At 34.1% G+C, this 16418-nt stretch carries 15 protein-coding genes; all 15 read right to left on the bottom strand.

The window, feature by feature from the left end:
* Positions 1–130 precede the first annotated feature (130 nt).
* Positions 131–1564, bottom strand: coding sequence for an LPXTG cell wall anchor domain-containing protein (locus EDD63_RS10310; RefSeq protein WP_134171143.1), 1434 nt, complete (start codon positions 1562–1564; stop codon positions 131–133).
* 535 nt (positions 1565–2099) lie between these two features.
* Positions 2100–4085, bottom strand: coding sequence for a vWA domain-containing protein (locus EDD63_RS10315; protein ID WP_134171145.1), 1986 nt, complete (start codon positions 4083–4085; stop codon positions 2100–2102).
* Between the two features lie 715 nt (positions 4086–4800).
* Complete coding sequence (gene miaA / locus EDD63_RS10320; protein ID WP_134171147.1) at positions 4801–5715, bottom strand: tRNA (adenosine(37)-N6)-dimethylallyltransferase MiaA; 915 nt, start codon at positions 5713–5715, stop codon at positions 4801–4803.
* Position 5716: 1 nt separating this feature from the next.
* Positions 5717–7558: a DNA mismatch repair endonuclease MutL gene (gene mutL, locus EDD63_RS10325; protein WP_134171149.1), complete on the bottom strand. Its 1842-nt coding sequence runs from the start codon at positions 7556–7558 to the stop codon at positions 5717–5719.
* Between the two features lie 13 nt (positions 7559–7571).
* A complete protein-coding gene (gene mutS, locus EDD63_RS10330) occupies positions 7572–10103 on the bottom strand; it encodes a DNA mismatch repair protein MutS (RefSeq protein ID WP_134171151.1) in 2532 nt (843 codons plus the stop codon).
* A gap of 409 nt (positions 10104–10512) precedes the next feature.
* A complete protein-coding gene (locus tag EDD63_RS10335) occupies positions 10513–10848 on the bottom strand; it encodes a DUF3784 domain-containing protein (RefSeq protein WP_134171153.1) in 336 nt (111 codons plus the stop codon).
* A gap of 14 nt (positions 10849–10862) precedes the next feature.
* Positions 10863–11306, bottom strand: coding sequence for a hypothetical protein (locus EDD63_RS10340; protein ID WP_134171155.1), 444 nt, complete (start codon positions 11304–11306; stop codon positions 10863–10865).
* A 3-nt stretch (positions 11307–11309) separates the two neighbouring features.
* Positions 11310–11507 (bottom strand): helix-turn-helix transcriptional regulator, encoded by a 198-nt coding sequence (locus EDD63_RS10345; RefSeq protein ID WP_134171157.1) that lies wholly within the window; start codon positions 11505–11507, stop codon positions 11310–11312.
* Between the two features lie 286 nt (positions 11508–11793).
* Complete coding sequence (gene rpsR / locus EDD63_RS10350) at positions 11794–12024, bottom strand: 30S ribosomal protein S18 (protein ID WP_067422136.1); 231 nt, start codon at positions 12022–12024, stop codon at positions 11794–11796.
* A gap of 16 nt (positions 12025–12040) precedes the next feature.
* On the bottom strand, positions 12041–12505 hold the full coding sequence (locus EDD63_RS10355; RefSeq protein ID WP_424945042.1) for a single-stranded DNA-binding protein: 465 nt from the start codon (positions 12503–12505) through the stop codon (positions 12041–12043).
* A gap of 14 nt (positions 12506–12519) precedes the next feature.
* The gene (gene rpsF / locus EDD63_RS10360) at positions 12520–12813 is read right to left on the bottom strand and encodes a 30S ribosomal protein S6 (RefSeq protein WP_134171161.1); all 294 of its coding nucleotides are present in this window, start codon (positions 12811–12813) and stop codon (positions 12520–12522) included.
* 185 nt (positions 12814–12998) lie between these two features.
* Complete coding sequence (locus tag EDD63_RS10365) at positions 12999–13994, bottom strand: DarT ssDNA thymidine ADP-ribosyltransferase family protein (protein ID WP_166667622.1); 996 nt, start codon at positions 13992–13994, stop codon at positions 12999–13001.
* Positions 13987–14790, bottom strand: a complete 804-nt coding sequence (locus tag EDD63_RS10370; RefSeq protein WP_134171165.1) for a macro domain-containing protein — start codon at positions 14788–14790, stop codon at positions 13987–13989. The genes EDD63_RS10365 and EDD63_RS10370 overlap by 8 nt, the downstream gene beginning before the upstream one ends.
* Positions 14791–14833: 43 nt before the next feature.
* Positions 14834–15475 (bottom strand): 2-C-methyl-D-erythritol 4-phosphate cytidylyltransferase, encoded by a 642-nt coding sequence (ispD, locus tag EDD63_RS10375; protein WP_134171167.1) that lies wholly within the window; start codon positions 15473–15475, stop codon positions 14834–14836.
* 2 nt (positions 15476–15477) lie between these two features.
* A complete protein-coding gene (locus tag EDD63_RS10380) occupies positions 15478–16314 on the bottom strand; it encodes an HAD family hydrolase (RefSeq protein ID WP_134171169.1) in 837 nt (278 codons plus the stop codon).
* Between the last annotated feature and the right edge of the window lie 104 nt (positions 16315–16418).

Genomic DNA, 16418 nt, shown 5'->3' on the forward strand with positions numbered 1-16418 from the left:
CCTCTCCTTCAACTTTTGACTAGTTCTACTTTTTACTTTGCCAATTTCCATTGCAGTTTGAGGACTATATGCATGACTGCCCGTCACACAAAAAAGGAGAGCTATTTACTCTCCTAACATGTCGTATATTCTATTTGGTTTGTGTTGCTTTACGCTTTTTACTAATCACAAATCCAAGAATTGAAACACTTGAAATTGCAAGTAGTGCATATAATGAAGAAACACTAGTTGTATCACCTGTACTTGGTGCTTTTCCTTCCTTACTTGAAAGACCTTTTTCAGGTGTTGCAACTTCACTTGGACGTTGCGTTGTTTCCGTTAGTTTTCCAGGTACATAACGAATTGTAAAGTTTCCATATTGATTCACTCCACCAACTTCATTTACACCTGCTTTTTCAACTGCACGAAGAATCGTATTTCCTTGTGCATCTTTTTCACTGATGATAGTAAAGAATGAGTCACCTAATTCATTAACGATTAACTCTTTCATCGTTTCTTTTGTTACTTCATCTACTCTGTCATATTCAGAAAAGTATGTAAGTAATGCATCTTCATCTAAACGAATTGTTGCTCTATAGTTTGATGTATTTGTTGCATCTTGCACTTCAACAACGACTGGAATTGCTAAAATATCTATATTCATAAATTCTGTATAAACATTTGCTGAATCAAACAATGTTCCAGCACGCACTTTATATGATCCAACATTTGGATCTAGTAGATCATAAGCCTCATGATAAGAAACTCCATCGCGTTCTCCTGCTCTTTCATAATATGTCGATTGTGATTGCCAAATCGAACTAAAAACGACTAATGAAAAAACACTTTTATCTACAGCTTGTCCATTATAGTAACGTGCATAACTCTTATACATTAGTTCAGGACTTGGTTCGATAGCTTTATCAGCACGAATACTGTAGTTAACTTCTGGCGTTACTGGATCATTTTTCTTAACCACAGCTTCATAATTTCCATTATTATCAAAATACCAATCAGATAAGTTTCCATAACTTACTTTATATGCTTTTAAGAAATCATTAATAAACTCTCCCCAAGTAAGATTATCACTTTTTAATTTGTATGTAGTCATACCATCTTCAACATATGAACCAAGCCCAACAAATATATCATCTTTATGTGGAGCTACCCTAATTTCTTGTACATTATCTGCTAGTGGTAGATACACATGCATTCCTGGTAGAATTTTAGCATCTTTACTACTGTCATCTACAGCATACATTACATGATCAAAGGGTTGCACATAAATACTACCTGATGCAGAATGAAGCGATCCAGGAGTGTTATTTTCAACAATGCTTTGAATGCTACTCCAAGTCAATGTATCCCAGGTGCAACCTTGATTTTTTGCTAGTTCTACAAGAGAAAGCATTTCTGTTGTTTCAACACCTTGATCATCCCAATATGTAATATACATTACTTTTTGCTCATCCGTTAATTCTTGATCTATTTTCGCTAAAATGGAAACATTACACAATTGCATCATTAATATAGCTACAAGTCCAAATACTATGGACGTTTTTAAAATATTTCTAATCTTTTTCATCTCTATTTGCCCTCTTTTAATTTAATATTTTCGTTTTACCGTGACATATCACTTTAATTCAAAATTGTTCATTTTTTCTTGTTATATCTTCCCTCCTACACACACTCATACTTTGAAAATAAAAAAACAGTTCAAAGTATTTCACAATTGAACTGCATTAATAAAGAAAAATACAATAAAAAGATTCCTTTTATATTGCTTGGCTTTTCTATAATAAAAATCAATGAACTTCACACACCATAACCAGTAAAGTTTTTCCCTATTAACGCACACACTCGAACACGAATAGTTTTCGTGTTCTATATATTAATATTATACGATGCCTAAACATTAGTAAAGTTAGAAACAAGTCATATTATATAAAATTTGATATTTTCATGTATGTGTATATAGAAATATGAATTTACTAAAAACATCTAATAAATACATAAAACATTCTTATTTTAAAGGTTTTTTCATAATTTAGAAAAAGCGTTACCCAAATGGATAACGCTTAAACACACACAACACAGTTTTAAACACATGATGTTATAGACTAGTGGTTTCTATTTCTTTTTTGTTTGTATATTGATACCATCACTACTCCCGCTAGCAATACGATACATAGATATGCTTGTGCATGACTTGCATCATAAGTCGCTACTGAAGGCAGTGCTACTGGTGTAGCTGCTTTCGGTGTTGGCTTTGGCGTCGGTGTAGGTTTTGGATCTTCTTTTGGTGGATCAATATTTGGTAATTCAACAATTTCCTTATAGTAGACTTTCACAACATTGTTTGCTTCATCTTTTTCTACCGCAAATGTAAATGCATCAAATGCTTTATCGTTTTTCACATGAGAGTCATATACATATTTTAATTTACCCGCTTGATCCATTAAGAAATCATGTCCAAGAACTTCAATTTTAACCATGTGTCCAATATCGACTGGTCCTAATACATTCGGTTCTGTTTTACGAAGTTCTGCTTTTGCGATATCATCTTCATACGTATAGTGTTCTACACGATAGTTTTGTTTTGTACGAACAAACTTAAAGTATGCATTTGTTACATTATTTTCTGTATAGTAGGTAATCTTCACTGGATCTACTTCACCAAAGAACTCATAGTAACCTGTACCATCTTCATTTGGAATTCGATCAAGTATCGCTTTACCATCCGCAAAGTGTGCAGTATCAAATGCAACTTCTGGTTGATATACTTCACTTTGTCCAGTTACGAATTCTTGATTTGCAGCTACTGGAGCAACACTTTGCATTTCATCAGCAAGAGGGTTTCCTTCTTCATCACACAACACACGGTTTAAACTGTATCCTCTAACATGTTGCCAGTACACTTGTGGGTTTGGACCTGATATTGCAAGTTGTGATTTTTCTTCATCATCAGCTGCATACGATAAATATACACCATCGTTTGCATGATCATTAATATCATACCAACCTGGACCATCTACTAGTTCTTCATTGATTCGCACTTGGAATGTAACAGTTCCAGTAGCAGTTCCATTTGCATCTACACTCATTGCAATAGGTAAATCTTTAACAACTGTACGGCCATTTTCATTTACTACATACTCATCTAAGCCAATGACTTCAAATGGAGCTGGTACAACATCCGTAATTGTTGCTTTACGAGATTCAACAAGATCAGTGATATGCGTTTTAATATCTCCTAGAACTTTATCAACATTTCCTGTTGCTCCAACATAGTATAATGGTTCATCATTAATCTTTGACGCATACGCTTTTAAGTTGTTCATTCCAGTATTGCCCGTTTGATTGTAGCCAATAGAGTAAATAGTTGCACCATTATTTTTCAATACATTTGCTTGTTGCTCTGCGTATTTATGAGGTGTTAGTCCTCCACCTCCACCTTCGTTTGTTACACCATCACAAAGTAATACAACAAAGTTATCTTTAGATGGATCCATATAGTTATTTGCAGCCGCAAATGCAGATCCAACATTCGTTGTTCCTCCTGTATTACCAAATATATTACTAAACGTGATGTTTCCATTCGCATCAGTAATTTGTGAAATATCCGTAATTGGATTTGGAGTAAGTGAATTTGCAGCATATGCGAATTCAACTGCACGAATTGAGACACGACCTGCTAATCTTTGATCTGTAAGTAATGCTTCAGCAAAATCATTAGCTCCTGCTTTAGCACTTGTGTATGCAGTACCTGCCATACTTCCACTTTTATCCATAATGAAGATTACGTTTACTGCACCTGTAGTCGATTTTCTTCCTTTAACTGTTGCACCAAATGTAATGTCATATACACCTGGAACTTCTGTTTTTTTCACTTGTTTTACAACACTAGCTTCATCTAGTGCTGCTCCTAATATAACTCCTGTATTTTGATCCGGAATCACTGTTTCACTTTTACCAAGTGTTCCATTTGCTGGAGCATCAGTATTTGCTTTTATTTGCACCATTGAACTTGTAAAGAATACGCCAATAGTTAATACGAATGTGAGAATCAAACTAAATATTTTCTGGGTACTATTTTTTCCTTTCATAGTTATTCCTCCCAACACACACAAGTACTTTAAAACAAAAAACAGTTCAAAGTACTACACAAATGAACTGCATTAATAAAGTATTAACTATGTAAAGAATCAATCAACAGGGAAAATTATAGATGATTGATTGCGAATGGAATCATTCGCTTTGCATCAAAGAACAACACACAATCAATGACACACTACCTTATTAACGCACACACACATTGAATGGTTGAATACATTTGTATTCCACACTTTAATCATATTCAATTTTTTTTTGCTTGTAAATTGTTTAAAAAGCATTTTCTATATAAATATTACGCAAAATAAAGGTACTATTCTTAACTTCATATGAATATAATAAATTAATAATTATAAATAATTAAAATATCGCGATGAAAAGGGCTAATCATCATTTTTTGATGTTCACCCTTTTCTATGTTAGCTATTTAGCTATTAGGTTTTATTGCGACAATGTAAAATCACCATACTTTTTTACTATTTCTTCACACTCACCTAAATGAAATACACTAGTAAGAATAATTAAGATATAGTAATTACCACATTGAAGTAAGTCATGTGTTTGTTTCATAATTCAGATTCTGATTTTTCACATCAACACCGATGCAAAAACACAAGGATCCATCACCTTATTAACGCACACAATGTATTTTGGACACAAATGTATCATACATCTACATCATAATAGAGATTTCAAAAAAAACAAGTGTTAACCTTCGATAAAGTTTTGCACTTGTTGTTGTATATCATCTTTTATATTTGGTTTGCGAATATCAAACCAATGAACATCCATTTGATTATTAAACCATGTATATTGTCGCTTCGCGAAATTTCGCGTGTTTTTTTGAATAAGGCTGATAGTTTCTTCCATACTCGCTTCTTTTTGAAAATAACTTTGCCATTCTTTATAACCAATACCACGCATACTTTGTAACGCGAAGGTTGTATCATCTTTCACAATATCCTGAAGTTCTTCAAGTAAGCCCATGTCCATCATCTTTACTACACGTGCATCAATTCGTTTGTATAGTTCACTACGTTCAACTGTTAATCCTAGTATATATGCATCATACAACATTTCATGATTTTGTTTTTGTAGGCGTTCACTTTTTTTATGACCAAGATGATTCATCATAAGGGCACGTTTGATGCGTCGAGTATTATTTGGGTGCAAAGCTTGTGCACTTTCTATATCTTCTTGTTTAAGACGTTCATATAACTCTGTATCAGATAAACTATTCAGTAATTTACTATACGCTTCATCTTCTTGTTCTTCTTCAAACACATAATCATACAAAGCCGCTTTGATATATAATCCAGTACCTCCACAGATGATGGGAAGTTTTCCTTTTGCTTGAATTTCAGATATATATTTACGTGCTTGTTCTTGGAAGATTTTTACATTGTATGTATCTTCATAGTCATAGCAATCCACTAAGTAGTGTGTAATACCATCCATTTCTTCGGGTGTAATTTTTGCACTACCAATACTTAGTTGTTTATATACTTGATAAGCATCACCACTAATGATTTCACCATTGAATTTCTTAGCTAATTCAATTGCCATCTTACTTTTTCCAACACCAGTTGGTCCAATCACAGCTAGTACTTTTACTTTATCCATACTACTTCACCCGTAGAAAACTTTTCTCTAAGTCTTTCATTGTGTACTTAAGAAAAGTTGGTCGTCCATGCGGACAGTGGAAAGGCTGTTCACAATGCTCTAAATCACTAATGACTTGTTGCATCTCTGGCAAACTTAATGAACGATTGAAACGAATCGATGAGTGACATGCCATTGTTGCAAGTGCATGTTTACGTAAACTTTCAATGTCCACTTCTTCATTTTTAATATAGTAATCAACCATATCTTGTAAGAAGGCTTGTTCATCAATATATATTAACCACGTTGGAATGCTGCGCACCACAAAACTCGTATCCCCAAACACTTCAAATTGGATACCTAGTGGTTCCAATTTTTGATTTAGTGCATCCACACTTTGAATGGCTTGCAAAGTAGAAGTTAAAGTAATTGGCACAAGTAAATCCTGTTGGTCTTTTACTCCTGCTAATACTTTTTGTTTGATCACTTCAAAGTTATAGCGTTCTTGTGCAGCATGTTGATCAATGATATATAAACCATCTTCACCTTCTGCTAAGATATACGCTTTTTGCAGTTGGGCTAGTGCACGCATCGTTGGAAACGATGGATTTTTCACTTTCGCTGGTTCTGCTTTTTGTACTTCTGGACTACTTTGAACAATCACATCCACCACTTCTTCTTGTACTGGTATTTCTTCTACAATTTCTTCTTTTGGCAAGGTTGGCTTTTCGTATACAACAGTAGGCTCAGCTACTTTTGGTGTGATTGTTTCAGATTCGACATTTTGATATACAGGTACAACTGGTTTTTTAACTTCCTCAAATTGGAAGGTTGGCATTTCTACTTCCAGTTTTTCCTGTTTCACCACACGATTGACTTCCATCTTATCACGAAGAGCTTCTTGTAAAGTTTCCTTAATTAAAAACTCTAATTGCTTTTCTTTTGAGAAACGTACTTCCCATTTACTTGGGTGCACATTTACATCTACAAGTTGTGGGTCCATATTTATATGCAATACAACAATTGGATAACGTCCACTTGGGATATATGGACTGTATGCATCCATGATTGCTTTTTGTAGACGATACGAACGAATCATTCGATTGTTGATAAAAAACAACATGTAGTATTTTGTTGCTCTTGTTTGAAATGGTTGAACTGCATATCCATCGATTGCATAGTCATTATCTTTACCTTGCACTTCAATTGCTGCTTTTGCTACTTCACGACCATAAATCAACATTAACACTTCCTGTATATTTCCATTTCCATTGCTTTGAAATACCATCTTGTCATCATGGAATAAGCTAAATGAGATGTTTGGATATGCTAATGCAAACTTTTGAATTACATCACTAATAAGTGAGAATTCATAACTTGCACTGCGTAAATGTTTAAATCGTGCAGGTGTTCTTTGAAATAAGTTCTTAACTGTAATTTGTGTTCCCTTTGGTGTCCCAATCGGTTTTGCTTGTAAGGTTTTCCCATAAGAGATTTCAACTAAAGTTCCATCAGTTCCATCATTTGTTTTTAATTCCACATGTGATACAGAGGAAATCGATGGTAAGGCTTCTCCACGAAATCCCATCGTCGAAATTTTCCAAAGATCTTTTACATCTTTGATTTTACTTGTCGCATGACGTTCAAAGGCAAGGGTTGCATCTTGTGCACTCATTCCATCTCCATCATCCACAATCATCATCTCTTCAATTCCACCTTGGCGGACATGAATTTGAATCTTTGATGCATGGGCATCAATTGCATTTTCAACAAGTTCTTTAATGACTCCACTTGGTCGTTCAACAACTTCTCCAGCTGCAATCATATTTGTTAAATGTGCATCTAATCTTTGAATTTTTGCCATGCTGACTCCTTTCCTATTTTTTTAGTTCATTTAGAAACAACAAAGCTTCAATCGGTGTCATTTGTTCGACATTTGCCTGTTGTAATTTACGTAAGACTTCTGTTGCTTGATGATCTTCTTTAACCATCTCTTCTTGCATTTCTACATGTAAGTCAATTTCTTCTTTTTGCACGTTTGCTAATATTTGACTTGCTCGTTCAAGTAAACTATTTGGAAGTTTTGCAAGTCTAGCCACATTAACTCCATATGACTTATCTGCTTTTCCTGGTTTCATTTTGTATAAGAAGACAATCTCATCATCTTCTTCATCTACTGCAACTGTAATATTGCGAATACCATCATAGGTATCTTCAAGTGAAGTTAGTTCATGATAGTGGGTAGAGAATAGTGTTTTTGCCTTGGTATGTTCATGTAAATACTCTAACATTGCATATGCTAAACTCATTCCATCATAAGTAGAAGTACCACGTCCAATTTCATCAAATAAAATCAGTGATGCATCGGTCGCATTTTGTAAAGCGTAATTTGCTTCCATCATTTCTACCATGAATGTAGAATGACCACTCATGATATCATCACTTGCTCCAATACGCGTAAAGATCTTATCAAAGATTGGTAAGACACATTCTTTAGCAGGTACATAACTTCCCATTTGTGCAAGAATTACCGTTAAGGCAACTTGACGCATAAAGGTTGATTTCCCACCCATGTTTGGTCCCGTGATAATCATAATGCTGTCATCCGCACTCATTTGTAAATCGTTAGTTACATAACGACTTTTCTTCATCATATCATTTAAAATTGGATGTGCATTTTCTACTAAGTGAATACGATTGTTGTTTTCAAAGACTGGACGAATGTATCCAGGTTTACTAGCAACTACACTTAAGGCATATAGCGCATCAATTTTCGCAATCGCACGTGCAAGTTGATGTATTTTTGGTAAGTATAAACGAATTTCATCAATCAACATTTGGTAAAGTTCATATTCACGACGTACACTTTTTTCTTTGGCATGTAAGATTTTATCTTCTAAATCTTTTAGTTCTTCACTAACAAAACGTTCTGCATTGGTTAGTGTTTGTTTACGTGTATAACCAAAATCATCTTTTAGTTTACTTAGATTTGCACTACTTACTTCAATGTAGTAACCAAATACGCGGTTGTATCCAACTTTTAATGAGTTGATTCCTGTTTGTTCTTTTTCACGTAATTCCAAATCCAAAATGTACTGATTGGCTTCATTTTGAATCTTGCGATATTCATCAAGTTGACTATCATAACCATCCACAAAGATATGTCCATCTTTTGGATTATTACTCGCATCTTCCAACATGATTCCATCTAGTTTTAGCGTTAAATCCACACAAGCATCCACTTGCACTTCTTGAATCATTTGCTTACAACCATTAAAGACTTCCAAAATTCTAGGAGCTGCAACTAATGTTGAAGTTAGACGACGAACATCTTGTGGGTTGGCATTACCATAAGCAATCTTTGCCCCTAGACGGTCCAAGTCATATACATCACTCAACTCTTCTTTTAATTCATCTTTTAAAATAAAATTATCATTTAAATATCCAATCGCATCTAAACGTTGGTTGATTTTTCCTTCATCGATTAATGGATATGAAATCCATTGTTTTAAACAACGTGCACCTAGTGCCGTTTTCGTATGATTTAAAAACCCAAATAAAGTTTGTGACTTACTGTTAACACGTAGTGGTTGTAATAACTCTAAATTGGCTTTTGTTGAGAAATCCATTTGTAGATATGCATCATCTTCAAGCATTTCTACTTTACCTAAATGCGACATTTCACGTTTTTGTGTTGCTTCTAAATAGTTTGTTAGCATCGCAAAACTCGTTTTGATGTGTACATCTTGAACATCTAATAAATCTTCATATGTTGCTTTTAAAGTAAGATCTTCTTCATAGGAAAGTGTCATCGTTCCATATTCTTCTAAACGTTTTTTCACCTTGCTATCTAGACTTTCACTCACGACGATTTCTTTTACGTTCATCGATAGTAACGTCATCTGTAATGTTTGAAAATCACGGTCGATACTTTTAGCAAGAACTTGCCCACAAGTCATCTCACAAAAGCATAATGCATATCCATATTTAAAATCGTAAATGGTTGCAAGATATACACCACTTTGATTTTCATTTGCTTCTTCCATAATCGTTCCAGGTGTAACGATTTTTACAACATCTCGTTTTACAATCTTACCTGCACTAGCTTCTTCTAGTTGTTCCACGATGGCAATCTTGTATCCTTTTTGTGTTAGACGTTGAATGTACCCAGTTGCTGCATGGTAAGGAATACCACACATTGGGACTCTTTCTTCTACCCCTGCATTACGTCCTGTTAATACTAAATCAAGTTCTTTACTTGCAACAATTGCATCATCAAAGAACATTTCATAAAAATCTCCCAAACGATAAAAAACAATACAGTCTTGAAGTCCTTTTTTCACTTCTAAGTATTGCATCATCATTGGTGTATATTTCTTTTCTTTCACTTGTTTTTTTGAATTTTCCATATGTGACATTATACCATATTCTATGTCAACTAAAAATTTTTAGTTTGTCGATTATATAAAAAGTGACCCTGTATCATTAGAGTCACTTTCATACCAACCTCATAAACTTATTCATGATTCCTTCGTGTGTGTGGAAGATAGAGGAGGTTGGCGATATCCCCATTAGTTACCTAACAAGAAATATATCATATTACCACCAGCCTAAAGGTATCATCGTCTACACAAATTATAACACTCTATAATTAAATAATCCTTTATTTCCACTGATTCATATAGTGCCTATAAAGTATATAAAAAAGACTATCGTTTCCGACAGTCCATGATTCATTAATCTTCTACGTAAGGTAGTGAACCCATTCTCCATTGTTCATAATATCACTCATTTTTTAATGAAGGATAGTCCTACAATTCATTCATCAGCAGTTGACGTTTTCCTCCAACAAATCGTATTCGCTAAAATTCCTACGATTACTATTATTCCGAATAATCCCCACGGAATAATCCAAGAAATAGCCAAGGGCATTTCAAAGCGATTCAATGTTGCTACAGTCAAAATTACAGAAATAATGCTTGTGCCACCGCCCACAACGCGACAAAGTCTTTTTGCATTATATTTTTGCTTTTTTTCTTTGCTTAGCATATTGTATCCTGCAATTAAGAAACCACCTTTTCCCATTAGTAGAATAAAAGATATTATAACGAGTATGACGACAAGTACCCAGCTTATCCAAAGTTGATCATTCATTTTTTTATATCCTACTATTCTTCATTTTCATGCTTAGCATTATGCTTTATTTTTAGTATATAGGCAAGAAACACAACCATGAACAATATACCATAAATAATGCCTAATGCGCCATCAGTAATTTTTCCACTAGCAACTATCCTTACTTCTTCGATCACTAAATCGTAAATACAAGCTATGAGAGCAACAAAACCGAACAAACCAGAAAAGTATATCAAGTATTTTTGTTTTCTTTCTGTCAATGGGTATATGTCATAATAGATAAACTCGATACTGCACAACACGACAACGAGAAGGATAATTGTTAATTCTGCCCATTTGCCTGACGCCCACTCTATTCCACACGAATACAGTAGTGCGTTGATCAACAATAAGCCTACAAGCGAAAATAAGCCATGCTTAAATACATTTCCTCTTTTCAATAATTGGAGTTCATCCAAATGCTTTATTTCTTTCATTCTTTAATCCTCCCAAAATAATTCATCTAAGGTTTTCCCTAAGACCTTACAAATGTCAATGCAGAGTTTTACGGACGGATAATAGTCGCCTTTTTCAATAGCGTTCATTGTCTGTCGACTAACACCAATAGCTTCCGCTAAATCTTTTTGCGTCATATCAAGTGCAGCTCGTGCCGCTTTTACTTTTAGATTTTTTGCCACAATGTGATCATTCCCACCTTTCAAACTCCTTAGTTTTTCGTTGATTACTACACATGAAGCATATCATATATAAAATATCGTGTCAAATAACTTTGACATTTATTAAAAATATATTTACATAATAGTTAAAATATTTTACTTTGTTTCTAATAAGGGCTATATGTCTTTTTGAAATTATAGGTTTTACTTATAAAAAAACAGCGTTAGAATCTTTTATTTCCGTCGATTCATATGGTGCCTATAAAGTATATAAAAAAGACTATCGTTTCCGACAGCCCATGATTCATTAATCTTCTACGTAAGGTAGTAAAGCCATTTGGCGTGCGCGTTTAATTGCAGTAGCCAACATTCTTTGGTATTTCGCTTTTGTTCCTGTAACACGTCTAGGAATGATTTTCCCGTTAGCTGAAATAAAGCGTCTTAACAATTCAACATCTTTGTAGTCGATTGTTTCAATTTTGTTTTTTGTAAAATAACAGATTTTTTTACGTCCAACTCTTTGTTTTTTAAAAGCCATGATGTACTCCTTTCACTTAAAATGGTAGATCATCACTTGCAATGTCTAATGTGTTTTCAAAGTCGTCTGCAACTGATGATTGATTTTGATTAAAATCGTTTTGTGCAAACCCAGTTTGTGGTTGGTTTTGCGGAACATAAGGTTGTGCATGTGTTTGTGTACTTGCTCCCCTTGATTCTAAGAAATCAAAGTTTTCAACCGTTACGTCTGTAGTATATACCGTTTTTCCATCTTGCCCTTGGTAAGAACCAGTCGTAATACGACCTTCTACACCAATTAATGAACCTTTAGCTAAGTATTGGCTCATTACGTCTGCTTGTTTTCCCCATGCTGTACATGAAATAAAATCTGCATCCGGTTGTCCTTCTTGTTTGAAGCGACGGTTTACAGCAAGTGTAAAACGTACTACTGAAGTTCCAGATTGTGTTTTTCTTAGTTCTAAGTCTTTGGTAATTCTACCAGTTAATAAAACTTTATTCATAATCTGTTCCCTTCCTATTTCTCTTCATCAGTTTTTACGACTAAGAAACGAATTACATTAGAGTTAATGCGTGTTAAACGGTTGAACTCTGCGATCGCTTCGTTTCCAGCTGTAACGTTAATTACATAGTAGAAACCTTTCGTCATGTGATTGATTTCATACGCGAACTCTCTGCTTCCCCATTCGTCAACTTTGTCAATGGTAGCACCGTTGTCAGTTAATGTTTTGTGAACTGATTCAACAACTTGTGCTCTAGCAGCATCATCTAATGATGCGTTCACGATGTACATAATCTCATATTTTCTCATTTTGTACACCTCCTTCTGGTCTATTGGTTATCTTTTGACAAGATAACAAGGAGTAATCGAAATTACTCGCTAAGTAATGATAGCATTAAAAACCCTAAAAAACAAGGTTTTTATCAATTATTACTCGTCAATTACTGACGTTAATTTTGCATATACCGCATAACAACCATTCATTTTCAGTACCTTCAAAATGGCAAATCATCTTCAGATGACCACACACCATAATGCATTAGTTCATTCCCAAAATATATTGTAATTCTATACTCTCCAATTTTATTAATTAATTCTGTTAAACTACTTAGATCCAATTTATATCCGCACTTTTTTTCCACAATCATACATTTCCATTTCTTTGAGAAATTACCAATCTTCATATCAAAAGTTATTTCTGTGTTTCTTGCTTCAAAAGGATTTTCGATATTCATCAACACATCTACATCACTTAACGATACTCTTTTTACATAAGCTCTATCACTCATATTAAATAACTCAAAACTGTTATTTATCGCAATTTTATTTTTGTATCTATCTAGAATTTTTTCGTCCTTCAAGAAGTTCACGAGTGTTGTGTAATCGGCATCAGATCTACACCATATGTAATCCAAATAATCAAGTGATAATCTATGCGGAACAACAACCTCAGCATGTCTATGCTTTTTAATTTGATTCTTATCCTCATCCGGATTAATTGCCCCATCATGATAAACTTTTTCAAAATCAATTCTCTTAAATTCTTCCAATGTAGACTGTAGATACATCTCTTTTGTTGCAAGCGATGTTCCAGAAAATCTTACGTTCTCTTGAGCCAGTACATTCAAAGAGCGGAATACAAGAAATATTGGAACTGGAATATGCGCGCCTGTAAATTGTCGGCAGCTAATTGGCTTAAAACCCTCATTTATATATTGAGTTGGTGTCTTTGGACGAAAATATAATCGAACATATTTTGTGACTTCTTGATCCGTATTACTTATAACCTCTTCACTTGCATTCTCGTTTATCATTAGTTGATTTTCTTTACAATAATCCCTTGAGTACAAATTTCCACATTTTAATATAGAAACAATATTATCAATATTTGAAAAGTGATATAAATACTTAACCCACCACCTTTTACTTTCAGGTAAATACTTGAAAGCATTTTCTTCTAATACCTTCTTTATCTCATCTCTATCATCCATTACATATCTCCACATTCATAAAATCTTTTGACTGTGATGGAGTTATCTGGATAGCATCTATATATTTCTTCTTCTTAATACTAAACATTTTACAATGATCAATATTATTTAAAACCTTTAATTTTTGAAGCACCACAGATTTAATTTCATAATCTTTAAAGTCAATATCATCTTCACTGACAAATCCTTTATTTGTAAGAGTTAACCAAAAATGTTCCAGTTCATCTCTATTGTTCGCGAAAGTTTCACTGAACTTACTATTACTGTTTACAAAATAATCATAAAAGTTTGTAAACGAACTAATATCAATATCATCAATAACAAGATTATTTTCAAGTTCATATTCTTTTGTGACGTCTATGTCTTTCTCATACACATAAATATCAATCGGCAAATTCGAAAGGTAGTTAATCATCATCTCTCGTACAATATTCCAATCTAAACCGCCATTGCCACACCCTAGTTTGGGAAATGCAATTGATGTTATGCCTTTCTCTTGATATGTATCAACAAATTTTTCTAAACCTTTTTCAATATATTCATATTCAGATTTATTTCTCCAGTGTTTTTTTGTAGGAAAATTTAAAATCCATTTATCTGATTCCGTATATAAATACAGTTTCCCAATGTCAAACATGTTATTTTTACAAAAGTAATGGTACTTACTAAACATGTCTGGGTATTCTTTTTTAAATTTTGCAGCTATGCCTTTACCCATAACTCCAACGGTATTTACTGTATTTACCAACACTTTTGCTGGAGAATTGAATAAATCACCTTGAACGAATGTTAACATATATACCAACCTTTCTTTTTTATATTATACCATGGATATGGAACTACTTAATATCTTCACCTGTTGTTATTTTACGATTTTTATAAGATCCAGGTATCACTTTAATCGGACATGCACAGTATTTTTCTACTAGTTGTGCATCATCACTCCCAACAAATTTATCTTGTTTTGCGAGGCTATGACAATCACGAATGAGTCCTGCACTAAATGCTTGTGGTGTTTGTGCTGCTTGGTAATCTTCACGTTTTGGTGTACTGATAACAAGCCCATCTGCATCGACTTGTTTAATCGTGTCAGTAACTGGCACCATTGGTAAGCATGCATCATATTCATCAAGTGTTTCTTTGATTTGATCAAGTAGTTGTTGATCAATATACGGTCGAGCTCCATCATGAATCATCACATGATCCTGATTTACCTTTTTTAGTCCACTTGCCACACTATCTTGACGCGTATCACCGCCAAGAACATACTCTACTTTATTTGCATGTACCAACTTCTCAAAATGTTCTTGTTCACCATCAGCAGTCACGATAATAATTTGTTTACAGTCTTCATCTGATGCAAAGACATCTACTGAATAATTGATAATCGCTTTTCCATCAATTTCATGAAACACCTTGTTGTAAGCAAGTCCTGTTCTTTGACCTTTTCCTGCCGCAACAATAATCACACTATATTCCATACTTACACTTCCTCATCACGTTGTTGGTGATTTAAATCTACGAGTTTATTTACAAGTGACATCTTTTCTAGGATTGTCGTACATAATTGTTCCATGTGACTTCCTTCTGTGTAGTCTGCTGGACTAATGAAGTCCACACGACGGTGTTGCAATAAATCCACAACTTTTTCTTTTTGTTGGTAAACAGCGATGCTTTGCCCACCATTGGTTTTTACTAATTTCATACATGGCACATCCGTCAATCCATCTCCAATGTAAATCATATTACGGAAAGGAATTCGACGATTGCGATCTTCTAAATATTCATTTAGTTGCTCATCTTCATTCATTTCTAAAACACCTTTATTGATGCGGAAGAGAAACTGGGTTTTGTTTGTGTAATTAACAGTTAATGCTGGCCAGTCCGCAACACCATTTTCATCATAGTGAAATTCACACGCATATATTTTCTTAAACTCATCATAGATACTTGTTCCTTCAATGATTTCGGTTAATCCACTTGAAATGATATAGTGCTCAATTTCTAAGCCAAGCTTTTCTCCGACTTCATTCATTCGTTTAAACCAAGTATCAACACCGGCAAATAACTCCACATTCTTTCCTTTTTCCACAAAGTCAGAACGACGCACTGGCATACGTTTTGCTTTTGCCGCATGAATCATGTAGTACATATAGGAAATAATCCGATCCATTCCTTCTTCTTCAGCAATTTTTGTTACTTCTTGCCAAAATGTTGCAGCATCCATTCCAAGTCCAGGAATGAAACTGTATTCTTGCATATCTTTTGTACATAGCGTTTTATCAAAATCATACATAAACGCAACTACTGGTTTTTTCATAGTATTTTCGTCGAGTAGACAAATCTCGACATTCCTCCTCTCTATGTGAAGGTTGTCTAATTCACCCCTCACAGAACCGTACGTGCGGTTTTCCCGCATACGGC

Origin of the sequence: Breznakia blatticola, from assembly GCF_004365815.1 — a bacterium.
In the GTDB taxonomy this organism is placed as follows: Bacteria; Bacillota_I; Bacilli_A; order Erysipelotrichales; family Erysipelotrichaceae; genus Breznakia; species Breznakia blatticola.